Genomic DNA, 22388 nt, shown 5'->3' on the forward strand with positions numbered 1-22388 from the left:
CGCCAGCCGTGAAAAAGTGCGCTGCAGAGCCGTCAGGCGGAAAAAAAGGCGATCAGCACCGGAGCCAGCAGGCTCATGATAAAGCCGTGCACGATGGCTGCAGGGACGATCTCCATGCCGCCAGCGCGCTGCAGAATCGGCAGGGTAAAATCCATCGAGGTGGCGCCGCTCAGGCCCAGCGTCATACTGCGGTGCCGGGTAATAAGCAGCGGGATCAGCATAATCGTGATCAGCTCACGCAGCAGATCGTTAAAGAACGCTGCGCTGCCGATAACCGGACCAAACGCGTCCGTCATCAGAATGCCGGAAAGCGAATACCAGCCAAAGCCGCTGGCCAGCGCGAGGCCGGTTTTCAGCGGCAGTCCAAGGAAGACAGCGGCCAGCGCGCCTCCGGCCAGCGCGCCAGCCAGTGACACGGCCGCCACCAGCGCACCCCGCCGGTTAAGCGTAATCTGCCGCAGCGTCATGCCGCTGCTGCGCAGCTGAACGCCCACCAGAAACAGCATCAGGATCAGAGCATATTCGCTGACGGTAGCCGCATGGCGCAGCGGAGCCCACTGCGTCAGTCCGAGCAGAAATCCGCCCAGCACCGAGCCGCACAGCTTGAGTGAGTCCAGCGCCATCGCGAGACGCGATGGCAGCGCCTGCGCTTTATGCTGATGCCGCCACGGCAGGCGCTGCTCAAGCAGCCAGAATGCCAGCAGCGAACAGGCGAGAATTGAGAGCGCAGAGATAGAAGCGGTATAAAAAATGGTGAGCAAATTCGTGCTGAGATTGTCAAGAAATGCCAGGCTTACACCCATAAAAAACAGAATGATATAGACCAGCGCACTGAGCAGCCGCGCCACCGCGCGGAGCAGTGCCGGCTGCTGCAGATGCAGCAGATAACCGGCAATCAGCGGCAGCAGAATAATCATCAGACCATACATAGCGAACATCCGTCCGTGGGAAAAGGACGCCACGCTAATCAAAAAAGCGCACGCTGTAAATCACCGTCTGCCAATAATCTGCGTCTTGACCCATACGCCACCGTACATCATGCTCAGGCAACCTCTGTACAGGATAATCCTATGATTCTGGATCATATTGATATCAGCGGCTTTCGCGGCATTAACCAGCTCTCGCTGCCGCTTACGATGACGAATCTTCTGATAGGTGAAAACGCCTGGGGCAAATCAAGCCTGCTGGACGCGTTCTCACTCATGCTGGATCCGGCCAGCGCGCACGCCACCCTCAGCGAAGAGGATTTCCATTTCCCCGCCGCGGCCCCCGCGGCACGCTGGCGCACGCTACAGATAGTGGTGCGCTTTCGCGCCTGTGAAGCAGAGCGGGAAAACACCCTGCTGCAGCCTTTCTGGCAGCATGATGAACAGGGGAGCTATCTGCGCTTCAGTCTGCGGGCTACCTGCAAAGCGAACGGCGTGAAAAGCAGCTGGCGTTTTATTGACGCGCGTAATCAGCTGCTGGCAGCGGAGCCGACGGCGGCGGCGATAAGCTGGCTGCGGCAGCACCATCCGGTGCTGCGTTTACGCGACGCGCGGTTCGGACAGCGCCATCGGGCGCATGAACCGGGCGGTGAGGGGCGGGATCGGAGTCTGCAGGCGCTGCAGAACGTGTTGCGGCAGCTCAATCGCGCGGCGGCCGGCCGGGCGGTGAGCGATGAGGTGCTGCTGCAGGGCGTACAGACAATGCAGCAGCTGATGGCGCACTATTTTCTCGTTCAGCAACCCGGCGTCAGTCACCCGCGAATGGCACCGGAACTGCGCGACGGCAGCGCAGGCTGGCAGGCGCTGGACGCGCTTAACCGGCTGCTGGCGGGTGCCGATGCAGAGCATCGTCGCGCGGTGCAGCTGCGGCTGCTGGCACTGCTGCCCGGCAGCAGTGCGCTGCCAGACGGCGCGCAGCCTGTTCTGCTGGTCGAAGATCCTGAAACCCGGCTGCACCCGATAATGCTTTCGGTTACCTGGAATTTACTGACGCTGCTGCCGCTGCAGCGGCTGGTCACCACCAACTCAGGTGAACTGGTTTCCCAGACGCCGCTGGAAAACCTCTGCCGTCTGGTGCGTGAAGCGAGCCGCGTAGCGGCGTGGCGTATCGGCGAAGCGGGGCTAAGCGCCGAGGATCATCGCCGCATCGCGTTTCATATTCGCGTGAATCGACCCGCCGCGCTGTTTGCCCGCTGCTGGCTGCTGGTAGAGGGCGAGACGGAGGTGTGGATCGTTAACGAGCTGGCGCGACAGCAGGGCGATCATTTTGCCGCAGAAGGGATCCGGGTGATCGAGTTTGCCCAGGCTGGCCTGAAGCCGCTGCTGAAATTTGCCCGGCGTATGGGAATTGCCTGGCACGTCTTGACCGATGGCGATGAGGCAGGAAAGAAATATGCGGCGACCACCCGCAGCCAGCTGCTGACCCACGAAAAGGAGGAGGTGCACCTGACACAGTTCCCGGCAGCTGACATTGAGCACTTTCTCTATCAGCACGGATTCCGCGCGGTTTATCATCAGATGGCGCACCTGCCGTTAAACATTGCGATGACGCCACGGCGTATTATTACGCAGGCGATCCATCACAGCTCCAAGCCTGAGCTGGCCATTGCCGTGGCGCTGGCGGCCGGGGAGCGCGGCCCGCAGGCGATTCCGCCGCTGTTCAGAGCGCTTTTTAGTCAGGTGAAAATGCTGGCACAGCGGCGTGCAGGATAGATGAAAATTAAAATGCCAGCGTTACCGGCTGGCATTTCAGGGGCGGAGTGGTCAGAATAACCGCGCGCTGCGCCGGTCAGGAAAGCAGCGACGCCTCACAGGGCACAATCAGACTGGCATGGTTGCCTTTTGGCCCTTCGTGAACATCAAACTGAACGTGCTGACCCGCTTTAAGCGTTCTGTAACCCTCCATCTGAATGGTGGAGTAGTGCGCAAAGATGTCATCGCCACCGCCAACCGGACAGATAAAGCCGAAGCCCTTGGCGTTGTTGAACCATTTAACAGTACCCGTCTCCATGCTTTTACTTCCCTCGCAAGACATTCTGATAAGTAGGTGAGGTCATCGCAGCTGTGAGTCGAGGTTGTTTAAAACTCAATCAGCTTGTGCATGTAGAATGTAGAGAAACGGACCTTATCGTCAAGCAATCGGCCCGGATGCATGGGCAGAAAATCACCAAAATTTGAGGCAGTTAACGCTATTGAGAATTTTGTGATACAGGTCGCGCATCTGCTTTTCGTACCGATAGCAGCGATAGCAAACCCGGCTTGACAGACGTGTTAAACTTCAGGTTAGTGCAGGCTAAAATGCATGACCGCAACGCAGAATTCCAATGGATGATTATGGCAAACACAAACGACTGGCTTAATTTTGAACACCTGGCCGAAGACAAAGTACGTGAAGGGTTAAAGCCGCCTTCAATGTATAAAGTCATCCTGAATAATGACGATTATACACCTATGGAATTTGTTATTGACGTTCTGCAAAAGTTCTTTTCTTATGATATTGAACGCGCCACGCAACTGATGCTGAAAGTTCACTATCATGGAAAGGCAGTCTGCGGTGTTTTCACCGCTGAAGTAGCAGAGACAAAAGCTGCGCAGGTGAACAACTATGCCAGAGAGAATCAACATCCTTTGCTGTGTACGCTGGAAAAAGCCTGAACCTGTCTCCATATAGGAAACAGGCAGTCAGAGCGATAATTGGGGGAGGTGCCAAATGCTCAATCAAGAACTGGAACTCAGTTTAAACATGGCTTTCGCCAGAGCGCGCGAGCACCGTCACGAGTTTATGACCGTCGAACATCTGTTGCTGGCACTGCTCAGTAACCCGTCGGCCAGAGAGGCACTGGAAGCCTGTACGGTGGATATTGTGGCTCTGCGTCAGGAACTCGAAGCCTTCATTGAACAAACCACGCCGGTGCTGCCGGCCGGCGAAGCTGAGCGCGATACGCAACCTACGCTCAGTTTCCAGCGCGTGCTGCAGCGGGCGGTATTCCACGTTCAATCTTCCGGTCGCAGTGAAGTTGCAGGCGCCAATGTCCTGGTTGCCATTTTCAGCGAGCAGGAGTCGCAGGCGGCTTATCTGCTGCGCAAACATGAAATCAGCCGTCTCGATGTGGTGAATTTCATCTCTCACGGCACACGTAAAGATGAGCCCGGCCAGTCGCAGAATAACGCGGACAATCCGGTCAATGAAGAGCAGGCAGGCGGGGAGGAGCGTATGGAGAACTTCACCACCAATCTTAACCAGCTTGCTCGCGTTGGCGGTATCGACCCGCTTATCGGGCGCGAAAAAGAGCTGGAGCGCGCCGTGCAGGTGCTGTGCCGCCGGCGTAAAAACAATCCGCTGCTGGTGGGCGAATCGGGCGTGGGTAAAACCGCGATTGCTGAAGGACTCGCCTGGCGTATTGTGCAGGGTGATGTACCGGAAGTGATGAAAGAGTGCACTATCTATTCACTGGATATCGGCTCTCTGCTGGCGGGCACCAAATATCGCGGCGATTTTGAAAAACGCTTTAAAGCGCTGCTCAAACAGCTGGAGCAGGATAACAACAGCATCCTGTTTATTGATGAGATCCACACCATCATCGGTGCCGGTGCGGCATCGGGCGGGCAGGTGGATGCCGCTAACCTGATTAAGCCACTGCTCTCCAGCGGTAAAATCCGCGTCATGGGTTCCACAACCTATCAGGAGTTCAGCAATATTTTCGAGAAAGATCGCGCACTGGCGCGCCGCTTCCAGAAAATTGATATTACTGAGCCTTCGGTTGAAGAGACCGTGCAGATCCTCAACGGACTGAAGCCGAAATATGAAGCGCATCATGACGTGCGTTATACCGCTAAAGCCGTGCGTGCTGCGGTAGAGCTGGCGGTAAAATATATCAACGATCGTCATCTGCCGGATAAAGCCATTGACGTCATCGATGAAGCGGGCGCGCGGGCGCGTCTGGTGCCGGTGAGCAAGCGTAAGAAAACCGTTAACGTATCCGATATTGAATCGGTTGTGGCACGGATTGCACGTATACCGGAACAGAGCGTATCGGCCACCGATCGCGATACGCTGAAAAACCTGGGCGACCGCCTGAAAATGCTGGTATTTGGTCAGGATAATGCGATTGAGGCTCTGACCGAAGCGATTAAAATGAGCCGCGCTGGTCTGGGGCAGGATCGCAAACCGGTCGGCTCTTTCCTGTTCGCCGGCCCGACCGGGGTAGGTAAAACAGAAGTCACCGTGCAGCTGGCGAAAGCGCTGGGCATTGAGCTGCTGCGTTTTGATATGTCGGAATATATGGAGCGCCATACGGTCAGTCGTCTGATTGGCGCACCTCCTGGCTATGTGGGCTTTGACCAGGGCGGTCTGTTAACGGATGCGGTGATCAAGCATCCGCACGCTGTGGTGCTGCTGGATGAAATCGAGAAAGCGCACCCGGATGTCTTTAATCTGCTGCTGCAGGTTATGGATAACGGCATGCTGACCGACAACAACGGGCGTAAAGCGGACTTCCGCAATGTGGTACTGGTCATGACCACTAACGCCGGCGTACGCGAAACCGAACGTAAGTCAATCGGCCTGATTCAGCAGGATAACAGTACGGATGCGATGGAGGAGATCAAAAAGATCTTTACGCCAGAGTTCCGCAACCGTCTCGACAACATTATCTGGTTCCGTCATCTCTCTGCTGAGGTGATCCATCAGGTCGTCGATAAGTTTATTGTTGAACTGCAGGCGCAGCTGGATGCGAAGGGCGTCTCACTGGAAGTGAGCGACGACGCGCGCGACTGGCTGGCAGAAAAAGGCTACGATAAAGCGATGGGCGCGCGTCCGATGGCGCGTACGGTACAGGAAAGCCTGAAAAAACCGCTGGCCAATGAACTGCTGTTTGGTTCGCTGGTGGATGGTGGCTCAGTGTCAGTGGCGCTGGATAAAGAAAAAAATCAGCTTACCTACCACTTCCTGAGCGCAGAAAAGCGCAAAACGGAAGGCACTGTGCACTAACGGCAGGGCAATAAAACAAAAGGCCGGATAATTATCCGGCCTTTTTTTGCGGCTGGGAACTTAACCAGCCCGCGACGTGTGCAGCAGCTTAGCGACTGCGGAAGACAATGCGGCCTTTGCTCAGGTCGTACGGGGTCAACTCTACAGTGACTTTGTCACCCGTCAGGATGCGGATATAGTTTTTGCGCATTTTACCGGAGATATGAGCGGTAACCACGTGCCCGTTTTCAAGCTCTACGCGGAACATGGTGTTAGGTAACGTATCCAGTACGGTACCCTGCATTTCAATATTGTCTTCTTTGGCCATCGAATCCTCTGGGTGAACTACCAAACTGTTGAACCGGCAAGATAATGCCGAATTCCATGATTTATGTAAAGAAACGTTGGCTGTTTTTGCCAACGCTTCGCCGTGCGTCGCGCTGTCGCGCGTGCAGTACGGATAAATTCGGGTGTTGTTGACGTCTGCGGGGGATTAGCGGGCTAAGAATCTGCAGCAGCCGGCCCGGCAGGGGCGGATGAAACAGTTTCAGGAAACAGGTGAGATTCCCAGCCTGGCAATTCCGGCTCGCCACAGCGAAGCGCGGACGACATACCAAACTCGCTTATTGTATCACTTTTATGTGGATTTGTGTGCAAAACATCTGCGGAGAGGGCTAAAAAAGGGTCTGCGTCTGCCAGCACCCTTCAGCAACCGGCTGCCACGCCAGCTTTTTTAGCTCCTGCAGATAGTCAGCGCGCGGAATTTCCGTGGCGCCGAGCGATGCCGTATGGGGATTAAGCACCTGACAATCGATAAGCCTGCCCTGATGAGCCCGGAAGTGCTGCGAAAATACCCACAGCGCGGTTTTCGAGGCGTTTTCCTGCCGGCTGAACATCGATTCTCCGCAGAACATCTGGCCGAGCGCCAGACCGTACATGCCCCCGACCAGGCTGTTTTCATGCCAGACTTCAATAGAGTGCGCATGCCCCAGTTCATACAGGCGCAGCCAGGCGCGTTTGACCTCAAAAGTGATCCAGGTGCCCTCCTGACGTCCGGTCGCGCAGCCTTCAATTACCTGTGCAAAGGCGTGGTTCATGGTCACGCGATAGGGAGAGCGACGGTGAAAACGCGCCATGCTCCGGCTGAGATGAAAGGCGTCTGGCATCAGCACGGCCCGCGGATCGGGCGACCACCAGAGAATCGGATCGCCGGGCGAAAACCAGGGGAAAATACCGTGCTGGTAGGCGTTAATCAGACGTGCAGGCGAGAGATCGCCGCCCATAGCCAGCAAACCGTTTGGTTCGCGCAGCGCCATTTCCGGCGGCGGAAAGTGCAGTGAATCACGTGAAAGTTGTACCAGTCTCATGGCATCAGCTACTCAAAAGCGTCATCTCCAGACTATAACGCAAAGCGCTGACGGAAACGCCAGTAGCGACCCGCTTTTGAGATTAATTCGTTATGAGAACCTGATTCCACAATGGCACCCTGATCCATGACGCAGATGCGATCCATCTTCTCCAGACCCTGCAGGCGATGTGTCACCACAATCAGCGTTTTACCCTTGCTGACCCGCAGCAGTAATTGCAGAATTTGCTGCTCGGTCTTGGCGTCCAGTCCTTCGGTAGGCTCATCCAGTAGCCAGAGATCGCCATTGTGCAGCAGGGCGCGGGCGATGGCCAGGCGCCGCAGTTCGCCGCCGGAAAGGGGCCTGCCACCTTCACCCATCCAGCTATCCAGACCGTCAGGCTGCTCAGTCAGAAAGCCGAGCCCGGCCTGTGCCAGAGCGGCAGTCAGCTCACTGTCGCTGGCAGTGGGGCGCGCGAGTAAAAGATTATCCCGCAGCGTCTGGCTGAAAAGATGCACGCGCTGCGTCACCACGCTGATACGCTGCCGCAGGCTGGTCTCATCCCACTGTGAGAGCGGAGTATCATTCAGCTGAATAGTACCCGCGGTGGCTTCCCGGCTGCGGGTGATAAGCGCCAGCAGGCTCGATTTACCGCAGCCGGTCGGGCCGAGCAGAGCGATACGTTCGCCCTGCCGCAGCTGCAGTGAAAAATGCGCCAATACCGGCTCCGGGCGCTGCGGATAGCTAAATGAAACGTTATCCAGCGTGAGGCTGATACCCGGCGCCGTATCCTGCATGGCTGGCGGAAAATGGATGGCAGGCGGCTGGTCGATAATCTCCTGTACGCGCCGGGCGGCGCTGCTGACCTGCGCCAGCGGCAGAAAAGCGCCGGCAACCGGTGCCAGCGATTCAAACGCCGCCAGGCCACAGAACAGAAACAGCGCAATCGTTGCGCCCCCGACAGAATCAGCTGACACCCACAGCAGCAGCGTTACGGTCAGACCGGCTATCAGCAGCAGCAGGCTCTGCGCAAACGCCTGCAGGTGATGCTGCTGTTGCTGCGCGTGCTGCCACTGCCGCTCTGTGCTGTCCAGCCGCTGACGCCAGGCCGTTGCCGCACCATAGATCTGCAGCTCAGCCTGGGCCATGAGCCAGCCGGCAAGCTGCAGCCGCCAGCTCGCCTGAGAACGGGCGATACGCGCGCCGGAAGCCTGACCAAAATAGCAGAAGAGGGCGGGCAGCAGCAGCAGGGTCAGCAGCATGCAGCCGCCTAAGAGCAGCGCCAGAGGCAGGCTGAGCAGAGAGAGACCGCAGGTTACGACGATAATGACCACTGCCGCACCCGCCAGGGGCGAAATAATACGCAGGTAGAGATGATCGAGCGTATCGACATCGCTGACAAAACGATTCAGCAGCTCGCCGTGACGAAAGCGCGACAGCTGCTCAGGTGCCAGCGCCATCAGACGGCTGAAGGTGTAGACACGCAGATGCTGCAGCACCCGGAAAGTGGCGTCATGACTGACAAGACGCTCAAAATAACGCGCGGCGGTGCGTATAATCGCGGCACCGCGCACCCCAGCTGCCGGCAGCATATAGTTGAAGGTGTAGAGTCCGGCCAGCCCTGCCAGCGAGGAAGCAGCCATAAACCAGCCCGAGAGCGTAAGCAGGCTCACACTGGCAAGCAGGGTGAGGATAGCCAGCGCGATCCCCAATCCCAGGCGCCAGGGGTGCTGCCGGAACAGACGCAGAAAAGGCATTAATGAGCGCACAGTGGAACCTCCTGCTGACGTTGCCGAATCATCTCCTGCAGCAGCCCGGGCTCCCTGCTGAGCTGCTGCCAGCTTCCCCGCTGTACCAGCGCACCCTGCTGCATGACCCACACTTCATCCCACTGCGCCAGATCGTGCAGCTGGTGCGTAATCATTAACGTCGTCTGCTGCCGTGCCGCCTGATTAAGCGCCTGCATGACGTGATATTCACTGGTACTGTCCAGGCCTGAACCCGGTTCATCCAGCAGCAGCAGTTTTGCCGGCTTCAGCAGCGCGCGGGCAACCGCAATCCGCTGTGCCTGACCAACGGAAAGCCCGACGCCATCCTCGCCAGTCGGCGTATCCAGCCCCAGCGGCAGGCTCGTCAGAAATGCGCTTACGCCAGCCTGGGCTAATACAGCCTGTAGTCTGCTCTCCTCAACGGGCCGATCCGGCATCAGGTTATCGCGCAGCGTTTGTGCGGGCAGCTGCGGATTCTGTCCCACCCAGGCAAGCTGTCGCTGCCAGCCTGCACGATCGATATGACGCAGATCCACGCCATTGGCCCGCAGCACGCCCTGCCAGGGCAGGAAACCGAGCAGCGCGTTCATCAGCACGGTTTTGCCTGCGCCGCTTTCACCGACCAGCGCGACCCGGCAGCCTGCGCGCAGGGTAAAATTAAGCGGCTGCGTCAGCGCGTGGCCGCCAGGACTCATTACCACCAGATCCTCTGCGGTCAGCGTCAGAGGCTCCTCGTCACACCACGGGCGAACCGGCTCCTGTGGCCGGGCATCCGGTGTCGCCTGCAGGAAGGTTTCCAGCGCATCTGCTGCGCCTGCCGCCTGCGCTTTGGCGTGATAAAAGGTACCCAGATCGCGCAGCGGCTGGAAAAACTCCGGCGCAAGGATTAGCGCAAGAAAGCCGGCAAACAGCGTTACGCCGGTACCGTAATGGCCAAAATCAAATTCGCCAAGGTATGAAAAGCCAAAATAGACGGCGACAACGGCAATCGCCAGCGAGGCGAAAAATTCCAGCACCGCCGAGGAGAGAAAAGCGAGGCGCAGCACCTCCATGGTTCGCTGCCGAAAGCTATCGGTGCTGGCGGCAATAGCCTGTTTCTCAGCCGCTGCGCGGTGAAACAGCCGCAGCGTATCGCGTCCGCGCAGACGATCGTAAAAATCGCCGCTCAGGCGCGATAGCGCAAGAAAGTTACGCCGGCTGGCATCCGCTGCACCCATGCCCACCAGCGCCATAAATAGCGGGATCAGCGGAGCGGTGACCAGCAGAATCAGCCCTGCAGCCCAGTTAACAGGAAACACAGCTACCAGAATTGCGCAGGGAATTACGACCGCCAGCGTCATCTGTGGCAGATAACGCGCATAATATTCCTGCAGCTGTTCAATCTGCTCAAGCAGCAGCGTTGACCAGCTGCCGGCAGGCCTGCCCTGTATCCAGGCCGGTCCGAGCGCATCGATGCGATCAAGCAGCTGGCGCCGCAGCGCCCGCCGGATGGCGAGACCGGCGCGGAAGCCTGCCATCTCCCGGCCATAGTTAAAGCCGGCACGCAACAGAAAACAGAACAGCAACAGCAGAAAATGAGTGACCAGCGACGAGCGGGGCCGATCGGAGACGACCAGCTGCTGCAGTAGCGTAGCCATCAGCCACGCCTGGGCGATAAGGACGAGTGCGGAGGCAAAGCCGCATAGCGCAGCCAGCCGCAGGGCGGTAGCACCGGAAGCCCGCTGCTGCCGTAACCAGCTCAGCAGGCGCTTTTGCCGTGATTTATTCATACTGTCGTCTGCTCTTCTGAAACAAAGCGAAAACCTGATAAAGTATCCGGTTATTGCGATCGGCAGCACTTTAGCACGCGGTACATAAAAAAGGCGACCTGAACAGATCGCCTTACTTTGATTATGATCAGGTTATTAACACGTTACCGATCGGTTTTAACCAGACCATCCAGATAGCGCTCTGCGTCCAGCGCTGCCATACAGCCGGTACCGGCAGAGGTAATCGCCTGACGATAAGTGTGATCCATCACATCGCCTGCGGCAAAGACGCCCGGAATACTGGTCTGCGTGGCGTTACCGTGCAGGCCGGACTGCACCTTAATGTAGCCATTCTCCAGCGCCAGCTGGCCCTCAAAAATAGCGGTATTTGGACTGTGGCCGATGGCGACAAACAGGCCTGCGACCTCAAGCGATTCTGCAGGCTCACCGTTAGTTGCCAGCAGCTTCACGCCGGTCACACCCATCTGATCACCGGTCACTTCTTCCAGCGTGCGGTGCGTATGCAGCACAATGTTGCCGCTGCGCACTTTTTCCATCAGCCGGTCGATCAGAATCTTCTCTGCGCGGAAGGTGTCGCGGCGGTGGATCAGGTGCACCTCAGACGCGATGTTGGCAAGGTAGAGTGCCTCTTCAACAGCAGTATTGCCTCCGCCGATCACCGCAACTTTCTGGTTACGATAGAAAAACCCGTCGCAGGTTGCACAGGCAGAGACGCCACGGCCCTTAAATGCCTCTTCAGAAGGCAGACCCAGATAGCGCGCAGAGGCACCCGTCGCAATAATCAGGGCGTCCGCCGTATATTCGCCGCTGTCGCCGGTCAGGCGGAAAGGGCGCTGCTGCAGGTCAACGGTATGAATATGATCGAACAGGATTTCGGTGTTAAATTTTTCGGCATGCGCATGCATACGCTCCATCAGCGACGGCCCGGTCAGGTCATGCGGGTCGCCTGGCCAGTTTTCAACTTCGGTGGTCGTCGTAAGCTGGCCGCCCTTTTCCAGACCGGTAACCAGAACCGGATTCAGGTTAGCGCGTGCCGCATAAACTGCAGCGGTATAACCGGCTGGGCCTGAGCCCAGAATAAGCAGTTTGCTGTGTTTGGCCGTACTCATGCATTCCTCAGTGTGTTTCTGACAACAGTAATTTTGATTGTAGGGAAATTAGGACAGCAAAAAAAGCTTTGCACCATTTTGTTAGCGATTGCTGCAAGCGGCGTAGACGATGAAACGCATCTCCGCTGCAGTGTTGCGCTAAAAGAGTGCATTCTGAGTAAATAAAAGGCATCGCTGCCCTGAAAATATCATTTAAAAACAGGGGTCCAGCACGGTATCTGGCATCTTGTACTGAATTTAGATGTTTTACTTTGACAATCGCCTGCGCATTTGCGAAAACATTGGAAGAAGCAGAGAGTCTCTGGCGGTTCAGAACGGTAATTCAGTGCTGTTTTGCGCAGTGGCGTCAGAAAATCTCAGCCTGACATTGGTAGTGACGCATGATGTGGACAGACAGCATGCGTCATACGGATGGTGCGCGACTGCACAGGCTTATAGTCTTCAATTTAGTAAGGCTCTGGAATACGCATTTTTCAGGGTTGTGGCAGGCATAGGGAAGGAATTAAGAGAGACAATAATAATGGTAGACAATAAAAAGCGCCCCGGAAAAGATCTGGATCGTATCGACAGAAATATCCTGAATGAACTGCAAAAAGATGGTCGTATCTCCAATGTTGAGCTTTCCAAGCGCGTAGGCCTATCGCCAACGCCATGCCTTGAGCGTGTTCGCCGTCTGGAGCGACAGGGTTTTATCCTGGGCTACACCGCTCAGCTCAACCCGCACTACCTTGATGCATCCCTGCTGGTATTTGTTGAGATTACTCTGAATCGCGGTGCCCCTGACGTGTTTGAGCAATTTAACGCCGCAGTGCAAAAACTTGAGGAAACTCAAGAGTGTCACCTCGTTTCCGGTGACTTTGACTATCTGCTGAAAACCCGCGTGCCTGATATGTCTGCCTATCGTAAACTGCTGGGAGAAACCTTGCTGCGCCTGCCAGGCGTAAACGACACCCGTACCTATGTCGTGATGGAAGAGGTAAAACAGAGTAACCGGCTGGTCATAAAAACCCGCTAACGCAGGGAAGGTGCAAAGCGTGCAGGATTTAGGTACACTCCTGTGAATTCATACAGGACCAGCGTCGGGCTCTTCCGGCGCTGTTGCCTTCTTATTTTACAGGCACCTGGAGAGTTCTCTTGAGCCAGGAATACACAGAAGATAAAGATGTTTCGTTACAACCGCTGAGCAGTGGACGTCGTCTGCTCGAGGCGTTGCTCATCCTTGTAGCCTTGTTCGCCATCTATCTGATGGTGTCACTGGTCAGTTTTAACCCTTCCGATCCCAGCTGGTCTCAGACCGCATGGCATGAACCTATCCACAATATCGGGGGTAGCCCGGGTGCCTGGCTGGCAGATACGTTGCTGTTTATCTTTGGCGTGATGGCCTATGCCATTCCACCCGTTATCCTGGGACTGTGCTGGATCACTTTCCGTCAGCGCGATCGGCAGGATTATATCGACTATTTTGCCGTTGGACTGCGTCTGATAGGCGTGCTGGCCCTGGTGGTGACCACCTGCGGACTGGCTGCACTGAACGTGGATGATATCTGGTACTTTGCCTCAGGCGGGGTGATTGGCAGTCTGGTCAGCAATGCCATGGCGCCGTGGCTGCATGGTGCAACCGGCACGCTGACGCTGCTCTGTATCTGGGCCGCAGGCATCACGCTCTATACCGGCTGGTCATGGCTCGCTATCGCTGAAAAAATCGGGAGCGTGGTGATGGGCGTGCTGACATTTGCCAGCAACCGCTCTCGTCATGACGATCGCTGGGAAGAGGATGAGTATGAAGAGGAAGCGGATGTCCCATCGCGTCCGGTTGTAGCGTCTCAGGCTGCTGACGAAGAGGATGTTCTGCTGGCTGCGCCGCGAGCGCCTGCACCTGCACTCTCTGCTGAGCTGGCCAGCGAACCGCTGCTGGTCAAAGCGTCCGGCGCAACCGCTGCGGCGCTTTCTGCTGTCAGTGAAGCTGCCCGTCAGGCGCCGCCCGCTCCGGCTGCCGTAGCAGAACCTGCACTGACGGCGGAGCCAGCAGTTACGCAGGCTGCCGTGCCGCAGCCGGTCACATCGCAACCGGTTGTGACCGCCACGCCAGCACCACAGACGCCACCGCTTTATCATTTTGAACTGCCGGCAGAGCCTGTCGCGTCGCCTGCTGCACCGGATGAAGATGGCCCGCGCATGGGCGACTGGCAAAGTGCCGATCGCTTCTCTGCTGCTGCCCCTGCATTTACGGCCGCTGCGGCCACAGGTGCTGCCACTGCTGCCGTACAGCGTGCGGAAGAGTCGCTGTCGCCTGTTTTTGACATTGTGCCTGAGCGCGATCGTAACCCGCAGGTAAAACAGGGGATTGGTCCGGAGCTGCCGCGACCTAACAAAGTTAAACTGCCGACCCGACGTGAACTCGCCTCTTATGGCATCAAACTGCCTTCACAGCGTATGGCAGAAGAGAAAGCGCGCGAAGAAGCCGAGCAGCAACAGCCTGACGTAAGCGCCACGCTGCATCAGCCGCAGTATGAGGAAGAGGCTACGCTTCAGGAAGCGCAGCTGCGTGATGCATTTCAGTCACAGCAGCAGCAGCGCTATGGTGAAAGCTGGGAGTCGCATACTGAAGAGGACGATCAGGAGGCACAGCATCAGGCGCAGCTGGCGAGCCAGTTTGCGGCGCAGCAGCAGCAGCGCTACAGCGCACCGCAGGAAGAAAAAGCGCCGGTGTTCAATCTGGATACCTCAGCCGCTTTTGACTTCTCGCCGATGAAAGATCTGGTTGATGATACGCCGAGTGAACCGCTGTTTACTATTGCGGCAACGCCGGAGCCTGAAGCACAGTGGCAGCAGCCAGCCGCACCGGCCGCAGAACCCGCAGCACAATGGCAGCAGCCAGCCGTACCGGCCGCAGAACCCGCTGCACAGTGGCAGCAGCCAGCTGCACCGGCAGCGGAACCCGCCGCACAGTGGCAGCGGCCAGCCGCACCGGCAGCAGAACCTGCTATGCCCGCAGAGCCGGCCTCACCGCCTTCATACAGTGAAGCGGGCAGCGCCGGATTTGCAGCAGAGCCTGCCGCAGCACCGGCTGTACCGGCGCAGGATAGTCTGTTTCACCCTTTCCTGGTGCGTCATGAACGACCGCTGGAAAAACCTTCCACGCCGCTTCCGGTACTTGAGCTGCTGACGGCTCCACCGGAAGAAGAAGAGCCGGTGGATATGTTTGCTCTGGAACAGACGGCGCGCCTGGTAGAAGCGCGTCTGGCTGACTACCGGGTAAAAGCGGAAGTGGTGGGGATCTCTCCGGGTCCGGTGATCACCCGCTTTGAGCTCGATCTGGCGCCGGGCGTTAAAGCGGCGAGGATCTCAAACCTTTCCCGCGATCTGGCGCGTTCACTCTCAGCCGTGGCAGTGCGTGTGGTAGAGGTGATCCCCGGTAAACCTTACGTTGGACTTGAGCTGCCGAACAAACATCGTCAGACGGTCTATCTGCGTGAAGTGCTGGATTGCGATAAGTTCCGCGATAATCCCTCTCCTCTGTCAGTGGTGCTGGGTAAAGATATCTCCGGACAGCCTGTTGTCGCCGATCTGGCTAAAATGCCACACCTGCTGGTTGCCGGTACCACCGGTTCCGGTAAGTCGGTTGGCGTTAACACCATGATCATCAGCATGCTCTATAAAGCGACCCCGGAAGAGGTGCGCTTTATCATGATCGACCCGAAAATGCTTGAGCTGTCAGTTTATGAAGGGATCCCGCACCTGCTTACCGAGGTGGTCACCGACATGAAAGACGCTGCTAACGCGCTGCGCTGGAGCGTGGTGGAGATGGAGCGTCGCTACAAACTGATGTCTGCGCTGGGCGTACGTAACCTCGCCGGTTATAACGAAAAGATTGAGCAGGCTGCGGCGATGGGCCGTCCGATTCCCGATCCGTTCTGGAAGCCGGGTGACAGCATGGACATGACGCCACCCGTACTGGAAAAGCTGCCCTATATCGTGGTGCTGGTGGATGAGTTTGCCGATCTGATGATGGCGGTGGGTAAAAAGGTAGAAGAGCTGATAGCGCGTCTGGCGCAGAAAGCCCGTGCTGCCGGTATTCACCTGGTGCTGGCGACCCAGCGTCCGTCGGTTGACGTGATTACCGGTCTGATTAAAGCCAACATTCCTACGCGTATCGCTTTTACGGTATCAAGTAAGATTGACTCGCGTACCATCCTCGATCAGGGCGGCGCAGAATCGCTGCTGGGAATGGGTGATATGCTCTATATGCCACCTAACTCCTCAATGCCAGTACGCGTGCACGGCGCCTTCGTGCGCGATCAGGAAGTGCATGCTGTTGTGCAGGACTGGAAAGCGCGCGGACGCCCGCAGTATATCGACAGCATCACCGCGGGCGAGGAGAGCGAAGGCGGCGCAGGCGGGATGGATGGTGATGAAGAGCTCGATCCGCTATTCGATCAGGCCGTCTCCTTTGTGGTTGAGAAACGTCGCGCCTCTATCTCTGGTGTACAGCGTCAGTTCCGTATCGGCTATAACCGTGCGGCACGTATCATTGAGCAGATGGAAGCGCAGGGGATCGTTTCTGAGCCGGGCCATAACGGTAACCGCGAGGTGCTTTCACCGCCGCCACATGAGATGTAACGCCGGCTGACAGCACAACTTTCCTGATGGGCCAGTTAACAACTGGCCCATTGTTTATCTGTTGCGCAATCCCCATATCTCTTTAGGACCTTTCGGCTTTTTCTTCTGTCGAAGAGACAATACGGCAACTACGTTTAATAGCAGTGAGTATCAGGAACAGTGAATAAGGAATCGAATCAGATGAAATTACGCGTTATTGCCTGTGGCCTGCTGGCCGGTTTTGTTTCAGCATCAGCTCTGGCGGATGCCTCCGGCGACCTGCAGCAGCGCCTGAATAAAGTAAACAGCTTCCATGCCAGCTTTAGCCAGAAAGTCACCGACGGCAGCGGTGCCAATGTGCAGGATGGTGAAGGTGAGCTGTGGGTCAAGCGTCCCAGCCTGTTTAACTGGCACATGACGGCGCCGGATGAGAGCGTTATTGTCTCCGACGGCAAAAATCTGTGGTTCTACAATCCGTTTGTTGAACAGGCCAGCGTGAGCCTGCTGCAGAATGCCACCAGCAATACGCCATTTATGCTTATTGCCCGTAACCAGCCCAGCGACTGGAAGCAGTACAACATCAAACAGCAGGGTGACAGCTTTGAACTGACGCCGAAAAACAGCGACGGTAACCTGAAACAGTTTACCATTAACGTATCGTCATCGGGCACTATCAATCAGTTCAGCGCGGTTGAGCAGGATGGCCAGCGCAGCAGCTATCAGCTGAAGAGCCAGAAAAATGGTGCTATCAGTCCCGATAAATTTACCTTTACGCCACCAAAAGGGGTAACGGTAGACGACCAGCGTCAGTGAGGTTGAGTTGAGTAATCTCTCTCTGGATTTTGCCCCTTCAAATGCGTTTAAACCGCTGGCCGCCAGAATGCGGCCCACGACGCTTCAGGAGTATATCGGCCAGCAGCATCTGCTGGCCCCTGGCAAACCGCTGCCGCGTGCGATTGAAGCCGGGCAGCTGCACTCGATGATCCTCTGGGGACCGCCGGGCACCGGCAAAACCACGCTGGCAGAGATCATCGCGCACTACGGTAATGCTGATGTGGAACGCATCTCAGCGGTCACGTCAGGCGTAAAAGATATTCGTGAGGCGATCGAGCGCGCCCGGCAAAACCGCCACGCCGGCCGCCGCACTATCCTGTTTGTGGATGAGGTCCATCGCTTCAATAAAAGCCAGCAGGATGCCTTTCTGCCGCACATCGAAGATGGCACCATCACATTTATCGGTGCTACCACAGAAAACCCTTCGTTTGAACTCAACTCTGCGCTGCTGTCGCGTGCGCGCGTCTATCTGCTCAAATCACTGACGACAGAGGATATTGAGCAGGTGCTGACGCAGGCGATGGAAGATAGCACCCGTGGCTATGGTGACAGTGATATCGTGCTGCCTGACGCCACGCGCCGGATGATTGCCGAACTGGTAAGCGGTGATGCGCGCCGTGCGCTGAATACGCTGGAAATGATGGCGGATATGGCAGATGTCAGCGCGCAGGGCAAGCGGGAGCTGACGCCGCAGCTGCTGACCGAAGTGGCTGGCGAGCGTGCAGCGCGCTTTGATAACCAGGGCGATCGCTTTTACGATCTCATCTCGGCGCTGCACAAATCGGTGCGCGGCTCTGCGCCCGACGCGGCGCTCTACTGGTACGCCCGGATTATTACCGCCGGCGGGGATCCGCTCTATGTCGCACGGCGCCTGCTGGCTATCGCCTCGGAAGATGTCGGTAATGCCGATCCGCGTGCAATGCAGGTAGCCATTTCAGCCTGGGACTGCTTTACGCGCGTCGGGCCAGCAGAAGGCGAGCGTGCGATTGCGCAGGCGATTGTCTATCTGGCATGTGCGCCGAAAAGCAACGCAGTGTACACGGCTTTCAAAGCGGCGCTGCGCGATGCGCGCGAGCATCCTGATTACGATGTGCCGGATCATCTGCGTAATGCGCCGACAAAGCTGATGAAAGAGATGGGGCTGGGTAAAAGTTATCGCTACGCGCATGATGAACCCAACGCCTATGCGGCCGGCGAAGTCTTTTTCCCGCCGGAAATGCGCGATATCCGTTATTACCATCCTGTGCCGCGCGGACTGGAAGGGAAGATCGGTGAAAAACTCGCCTGGCTGGCTGAGCAGGATGAAAATAGCCCGATAAAACGCTACCGCTGATAAACGCGTTACGGTAAGGTGAGTAAGGAATTCATTGCATTCCAGTGGGATGCAACCCCTCATTTTTTAATCAACTTTTTATTACACAGGATAAGCATGCTCGATCCCAATCTGCTGCGTAACGAGCCAGACGCAGTCGCAGAAAAACTGGCACGCCGGGGATTTAAACTGGATGTGGATACGCTGCGCTCCCTGGAAGAGCGCCGTAAAGTACTGCAGGTCGAAACCGAAAATCTGCAGGCTGAGCGTAATGCCCGATCCAAATCCATCGGCCAGGCAAAAGCCCGTGGGGAAGATATCGAGCCGCTGCGTCAGGAAGTGAATACGCTGGGTGAACGTCTGGATGCGGCAAAAGCGGAACTGGATGTGCTGCAAAATGAGATCCGCGATTTTGCGCTGGCGCTGCCTAATCTGCCAGCTGATGACGTTCCTCTGGGTAAAGATGACAGTGAGAATCTGGAAATCAGCCGCTGGGGCGAGCCGCGCCAGTTTGATTTCCCGGTAAAAGATCACGTAGAGCTGGGTGAATCTGTTAAAGGGCTGGATTTTGCCGCCGCCGTTAAACTGACCGGCTCCCGCTTTATCGTCATGCAGGGCCAGATTGCGCGTCTGCATCGCGCTCTGAGCCAGTTTATGATCGATCTGCACACGCAGGAGCATGGCTACCTGGAAACCTATGTGCCATATCTGGTTAACCACGATACGCTGTATGGCACCGGGCAGCTGCCAAAATTTGGCGAAGATCTGTTTCACACCAAACCGCTGGGTGAAGAAGCGGGCAGCAGCAACTATGCGCTGATCCCTACCGCTGAAGTGCCGCTGACCAACCTGGTGCGTGATGAAATCGTCGAAGAAGAGAGTTTGCCGATCAGGCTGACCGCGCATACGCCCTGTTTCCGCTCTGAAGCGGGTTCATACGGTCGCGACACGCGCGGGCTGATCCGTATGCACCAGTTTGATAAAGTGGAAATGGTGCAGATCGTGGCGCCGGAAACCTCTATGGATGCGCTGGAAGCGCTGACCGGACATGCGGAGAAAGTGCTGCAGCTGCTTAATCTGCCATACCGTAAAGTGCTGCTCTGCACCGGCGATATGGGCTTTGGCGCAGTCAAAACCTACGATCTCGAAGTCTGGCTGCCGGCGCAGGATACCTATCGTGAAATCTCTTCCTGCTCCAACATGTGGGATTTCCAGGCGCGTCGTATGCAGGCACGCTGCCGCAGCAAGAGCGATAAAAAGCCGCGTCTGCTGCACACGCTGAACGGATCGGGTCTGGCGGTAGGGCGTACGCTGGTCGCGGTTCTGGAAAACTATCAGCAGGCTGATGGCCGCATTGCCGTACCGGACGTGCTGCGTCCTTATATGGGCGGTCTGGAGTATATCGGCTGATCGTATGCTGATAAAAAGAACCCGGCACTGGCCGGGTTTTTTTATGGGCGATGCCGTTCGCAGCAATCTGATTTTGCTGCAAAGTTATCACAAATAAACGTTATCGAAGAGAAGCAGCGGTTAAGCGCTAAAAATCTGTAAATTCATAGCGATAGATTTTAATTCCGCTCTGGCGATGATGCTTCTAACCGCCTGAAGATAAAAAAAATAAATTGTTCAGCAGCAAATTGTGCGGTGCTGTTTTTCTGTTCGTTGACTTTCCATTTTCCAGTGGCAAACTGCGCGCAATTCTCGCTTCTTTCCATTGGTTTTATCCTTATGCTTACCTGGTCGCGCCCCGTCCTGCTGCTGCTCTGCGGCTTAATGCTGATGACGGTTTCTATCGCTGTGCTGAATACGCTGGTGCCGCTCTGGCTTGCTCACGAGCAGCTGCCTACCTGGCAGGTAGGAATGGCGAGTTCCGCCTATTACACCGGTAATCTGGCGGGCACGCTGCTGGCTGGCTGGCTGATTGCGCGCTACGGCTTTAACCGCTGCTTCTATTTTGCCAGCGTGCTCTTTGCCCTGGCGACGATGGGAATGGTGCTGCTGGAAGGCTTCTCCAGCTGGACGCTGCTGCGCTTCAGCGCTGGCGTGGGCTGCGCGCTAATCTGGGTAGTGGTTGAAAGCGCGCTGCTCTGCAGCGGTACGGTGCGTAACCGCGGTCAGCTGCTGGCTGCCTATATGATTGTCTATTATCTCGGTACGGTAGCCGGACAGCTGCTGGTCAGCAGCGTGTCCACTGAACTGCTGCACGTGATCCCCTGGGTCACGGCGCTGATTGTCTGCGCTATGCTGCCACTGCTTTTTGTGCAGGTGAGCACGGCCGGAGAGAGCGAAGAGGCGTCCACTACGCGTATCTGGAGCATGCTGCGCCGCCGCAGTTCACGTCTGGGCATCAATGGCTGCATCATTTCCGGTATTGTGCTGGGCTCGCTCTATGGTCTGATGCCGCTCTATCTGTCGCATCGCGGTATGAGCGATGCTTCAGTAGGTTACTGGATGGCGCTGCTGGTAAGTTCCGGTATTATCGGACAGTGGCCCGTCGGACGTCTGGCCGATCGCTTTGGCCGCCTGATGGTCCTGCGCGTGCAGGTGTTTGTCGTGATCCTCGGCGCCGTGGCGATGCTGGGCGATACGGCGATGGCACCGGCACTGTTTGTGCTGGGGCTGGCAGGCTTTACGCTCTATCCGGTTGCCATGTCATGGGCCTGTGAGACCGTTGCGCACCATGAGCTGGTGGCGATGAATCAGGCGCTGCTGTTCAGCTATACCGTGGGCAGCCTGGTGGGGCCGGCAATGACTTCAATGCTGATGCAGCGTTACTCTGACCAGCTGCTGTTTGTGATGATCGCTGCGGTGGCACTGGTCTATCTGGTCATGCTGCTGCGCAAAGCCGATCATCATGCGACGCCGGTGGCGCACGCCTGACTGGTGTAAATATCAGAGAGCAGGTCGCGCGCGCGGGGTTTAGTACATTACGCTGTGCCCGTAGCCTGCCAGAATCGCTTTGATCCGCTCCATCGTCTCCCTGGCTGGCGGCCTGACGCCAGCCAGCGGGTACGTTTCCCCCATAGCCTCCCATTTATGCTTGCCCAGCTCGTGATAGGGAAGCAGCTCTATTTTTTCCACATTTTGCATGTCGGCGGTAAACCTGCCGAGGCGGTGTGCAGAGTCGTCATCATCTGAATAGCCCGGCACAACCACGTAGCGGATCCAGGTGCGTTTGTTTTTCTTCTGCAGGTAGCGGGCAAAATCGAGCGTGCGGTGATTGGAAACGCCGACCAGAATTTCATGGATCTCATCGTTAATCTGTTTCAGATCGAGCATCACTAAGTCGGTGACCTCCAGCAGCTCATCGATTACCGGATCGTAGCGCCGCACAAAGCCGTTGGTATCCAGGCAGGTATGAATGCCCTCATGCTTACAGGCGCGGAACCAGTCGCGCACAAATTCAGCCTGCAGGATCGCTTCTCCGCCGGAGGCGGTCACACCACCGCCTGACGCGTTCATATAATGGCGACAGGCGATCACATCCCGCATCAGCTCTTCAACCGTCGCTGTTTTACCTGCGTGAGTATCCCAGGTATCGCGATTATGGCAGTAGAGGCAGCGCATCAGGCAGCCCTGAAAAAAGGTGATAAAACGGATGCCAGGACCGTCGACGGTCCCGCAGGATTCAATAGAGTGAATACGACCGACAGCAGACATAGCGATGGTTCTCCGGTTTGGCCTGTTTCAGGCAG

The 22388-nt window shown here is 56.9% G+C and carries 18 protein-coding genes; 9 read left to right on the forward strand and 9 right to left on the reverse strand.

From position 1 onward, the window contains the following. Positions 1-32: 32 nt before the first annotated feature. Positions 33-929 carry a lysine exporter LysO family protein gene (locus F3I15_RS06945; protein WP_150017234.1) on the reverse strand — a complete coding sequence of 299 codons (897 nt, stop codon included), beginning with the start codon at positions 927-929 and terminating at the stop codon, positions 33-35. Positions 930-1070: 141 nt separating this feature from the next. Here F3I15_RS06945 and F3I15_RS06950 point away from each other — a divergent pair, with 141 nt between their 5' ends. Then, complete coding sequence (locus F3I15_RS06950) at positions 1071-2699, forward strand: ATP-dependent endonuclease (RefSeq protein WP_150017235.1); 1629 nt, start codon at positions 1071-1073, stop codon at positions 2697-2699. A 76-nt stretch (positions 2700-2775) separates the two neighbouring features. Here the strand turns inward: F3I15_RS06950 and cspD are convergent, their stop codons facing one another. Next, a complete protein-coding gene (gene cspD, locus F3I15_RS06955) occupies positions 2776-2997 on the reverse strand; it encodes a cold shock-like protein CspD (RefSeq protein WP_150017236.1) in 222 nt (73 codons plus the stop codon). Positions 2998-3320: 323 nt separating this feature from the next. Here cspD and clpS point away from each other — a divergent pair, with 323 nt between their 5' ends. Both clpS and clpA read left to right on the forward strand, forming a co-directional pair. Then, the gene (gene clpS / locus F3I15_RS06960; RefSeq protein ID WP_039385772.1) at positions 3321-3641 is read left to right on the forward strand and encodes an ATP-dependent Clp protease adapter ClpS; all 321 of its coding nucleotides are present in this window, start codon (positions 3321-3323) and stop codon (positions 3639-3641) included. Positions 3642-3696: 55 nt separating this feature from the next. Continuing rightward, positions 3697-5976 carry an ATP-dependent Clp protease ATP-binding subunit ClpA gene (gene clpA / locus F3I15_RS06965; RefSeq protein ID WP_150017237.1) on the forward strand — a complete coding sequence of 760 codons (2280 nt, stop codon included), beginning with the start codon at positions 3697-3699 and terminating at the stop codon, positions 5974-5976. A gap of 88 nt (positions 5977-6064) precedes the next feature. Here the strand turns inward: clpA and infA are convergent, their stop codons facing one another. The 5 genes from infA to trxB form a co-directional block, all read right to left on the reverse strand. Then, a complete protein-coding gene (gene infA, locus F3I15_RS06970; RefSeq protein WP_002211347.1) occupies positions 6065-6283 on the reverse strand; it encodes a translation initiation factor IF-1 in 219 nt (72 codons plus the stop codon). Positions 6284-6629: 346 nt separating this feature from the next. Beyond that, positions 6630-7322, reverse strand: a complete 693-nt coding sequence (aat, locus tag F3I15_RS06975) for a leucyl/phenylalanyl-tRNA--protein transferase (protein ID WP_150017238.1) — start codon at positions 7320-7322, stop codon at positions 6630-6632. A gap of 32 nt (positions 7323-7354) precedes the next feature. After that, entirely contained in the window at positions 7355-9070 is a 1716-nt protein-coding gene (cydC, locus tag F3I15_RS06980; protein ID WP_150017239.1) for a cysteine/glutathione ABC transporter ATP-binding protein/permease CydC, read from the reverse strand. Further along, positions 9058-10839: a cysteine/glutathione ABC transporter permease/ATP-binding protein CydD gene (gene cydD, locus F3I15_RS06985; protein WP_150017240.1), complete on the reverse strand. Its 1782-nt coding sequence runs from the start codon at positions 10837-10839 to the stop codon at positions 9058-9060. The genes cydC and cydD overlap by 13 nt, the downstream gene beginning before the upstream one ends. A 143-nt stretch (positions 10840-10982) precedes the next feature. Next, positions 10983-11948, reverse strand: coding sequence for a thioredoxin-disulfide reductase (gene trxB / locus F3I15_RS06990; protein WP_039383533.1), 966 nt, complete (start codon positions 11946-11948; stop codon positions 10983-10985). Positions 11949-12468: 520 nt separating this feature from the next. Between trxB and lrp the strand changes: the two genes are divergently transcribed. From lrp to serS, 5 genes are all read left to right on the forward strand, one after another. Next, positions 12469-12963: a leucine-responsive transcriptional regulator Lrp gene (gene lrp / locus F3I15_RS06995; RefSeq protein ID WP_006118610.1), complete on the forward strand. Its 495-nt coding sequence runs from the start codon at positions 12469-12471 to the stop codon at positions 12961-12963. Between the two features lie 119 nt (positions 12964-13082). Next, positions 13083-16568 (forward strand): DNA translocase FtsK 4TM domain-containing protein, encoded by a 3486-nt coding sequence (locus tag F3I15_RS07000; protein WP_150017241.1) that lies wholly within the window; start codon positions 13083-13085, stop codon positions 16566-16568. A 180-nt stretch (positions 16569-16748) separates the two neighbouring features. Beyond that, positions 16749-17360 (forward strand): outer membrane lipoprotein chaperone LolA, encoded by a 612-nt coding sequence (gene lolA, locus F3I15_RS07005; RefSeq protein WP_039383538.1) that lies wholly within the window; start codon positions 16749-16751, stop codon positions 17358-17360. Positions 17361-17367: 7 nt separating this feature from the next. Next, positions 17368-18714 carry a replication-associated recombination protein A gene (locus F3I15_RS07010; protein WP_150017242.1) on the forward strand — a complete coding sequence of 449 codons (1347 nt, stop codon included), beginning with the start codon at positions 17368-17370 and terminating at the stop codon, positions 18712-18714. 96 nt (positions 18715-18810) lie between these two features. After that, positions 18811-20103 carry a serine--tRNA ligase gene (gene serS / locus F3I15_RS07015; protein ID WP_094111486.1) on the forward strand — a complete coding sequence of 431 codons (1293 nt, stop codon included), beginning with the start codon at positions 18811-18813 and terminating at the stop codon, positions 20101-20103. Positions 20104-20261: 158 nt separating this feature from the next. Here the strand turns inward: serS and F3I15_RS18185 are convergent, their stop codons facing one another. Beyond that, positions 20262-20408, reverse strand: a complete 147-nt coding sequence (locus F3I15_RS18185) for a hypothetical protein (RefSeq protein ID WP_158530719.1) — start codon at positions 20406-20408, stop codon at positions 20262-20264. Positions 20409-20421: 13 nt separating this feature from the next. Here F3I15_RS18185 and F3I15_RS07020 point away from each other — a divergent pair, with 13 nt between their 5' ends. After that, a complete protein-coding gene (locus tag F3I15_RS07020) occupies positions 20422-21573 on the forward strand; it encodes an MFS transporter (protein ID WP_039383545.1) in 1152 nt (383 codons plus the stop codon). 39 nt (positions 21574-21612) lie between these two features. Here F3I15_RS07020 and pflA read toward each other — a convergent pair whose 3' ends face one another. Beyond that, a complete protein-coding gene (gene pflA / locus F3I15_RS07025; RefSeq protein ID WP_150017243.1) occupies positions 21613-22353 on the reverse strand; it encodes a pyruvate formate lyase 1-activating protein in 741 nt (246 codons plus the stop codon). Positions 22354-22388: the final 35 nt, after the last annotated feature.

The organism is Pantoea sp. M_9, assembly GCF_008631385.1.
Classification (GTDB): Bacteria; Pseudomonadota; Gammaproteobacteria; order Enterobacterales; family Enterobacteriaceae; genus Pantoea; species Pantoea eucrina.

Coding starts and splice junctions, on each gene's coding strand:
- cspD (WP_150017236.1), bottom strand. CDS start 2,997: ATGGAGACGGGTACTGTTAAATGGTTCAACAACGCCAAGGGCTTCGGC.
- aat (WP_150017238.1), bottom strand. CDS start 7,322: ATGAGACTGGTACAACTTTCACGTGATTCACTGCACTTTCCGCCGCCG.
- cydD (WP_150017240.1), bottom strand. CDS start 10,839: ATGAATAAATCACGGCAAAAGCGCCTGCTGAGCTGGTTACGGCAGCAG.
- clpA (WP_150017237.1), top strand. CDS start 3,697: ATGCTCAATCAAGAACTGGAACTCAGTTTAAACATGGCTTTCGCCAGA.
- lrp (WP_006118610.1), top strand. CDS start 12,469: ATGGTAGACAATAAAAAGCGCCCCGGAAAAGATCTGGATCGTATCGAC.
- F3I15_RS06945 (WP_150017234.1), bottom strand. CDS start 929: ATGTATGGTCTGATGATTATTCTGCTGCCGCTGATTGCCGGTTATCTG.
- lolA (WP_039383538.1), top strand. CDS start 16,749: ATGAAATTACGCGTTATTGCCTGTGGCCTGCTGGCCGGTTTTGTTTCA.
- F3I15_RS06950 (WP_150017235.1), top strand. CDS start 1,071: ATGATTCTGGATCATATTGATATCAGCGGCTTTCGCGGCATTAACCAG.
- trxB (WP_039383533.1), bottom strand. CDS start 11,948: ATGAGTACGGCCAAACACAGCAAACTGCTTATTCTGGGCTCAGGCCCA.
- F3I15_RS18185 (WP_158530719.1), bottom strand. CDS start 20,408: ATGGAAAGAAGCGAGAATTGCGCGCAGTTTGCCACTGGAAAATGGAAA.
- serS (WP_094111486.1), top strand. CDS start 18,811: ATGCTCGATCCCAATCTGCTGCGTAACGAGCCAGACGCAGTCGCAGAA.
- pflA (WP_150017243.1), bottom strand. CDS start 22,353: ATGTCTGCTGTCGGTCGTATTCACTCTATTGAATCCTGCGGGACCGTC.
- F3I15_RS07020 (WP_039383545.1), top strand. CDS start 20,422: ATGCTTACCTGGTCGCGCCCCGTCCTGCTGCTGCTCTGCGGCTTAATG.
- infA (WP_002211347.1), bottom strand. CDS start 6,283: ATGGCCAAAGAAGACAATATTGAAATGCAGGGTACCGTACTGGATACG.
- clpS (WP_039385772.1), top strand. CDS start 3,321: ATGGCAAACACAAACGACTGGCTTAATTTTGAACACCTGGCCGAAGAC.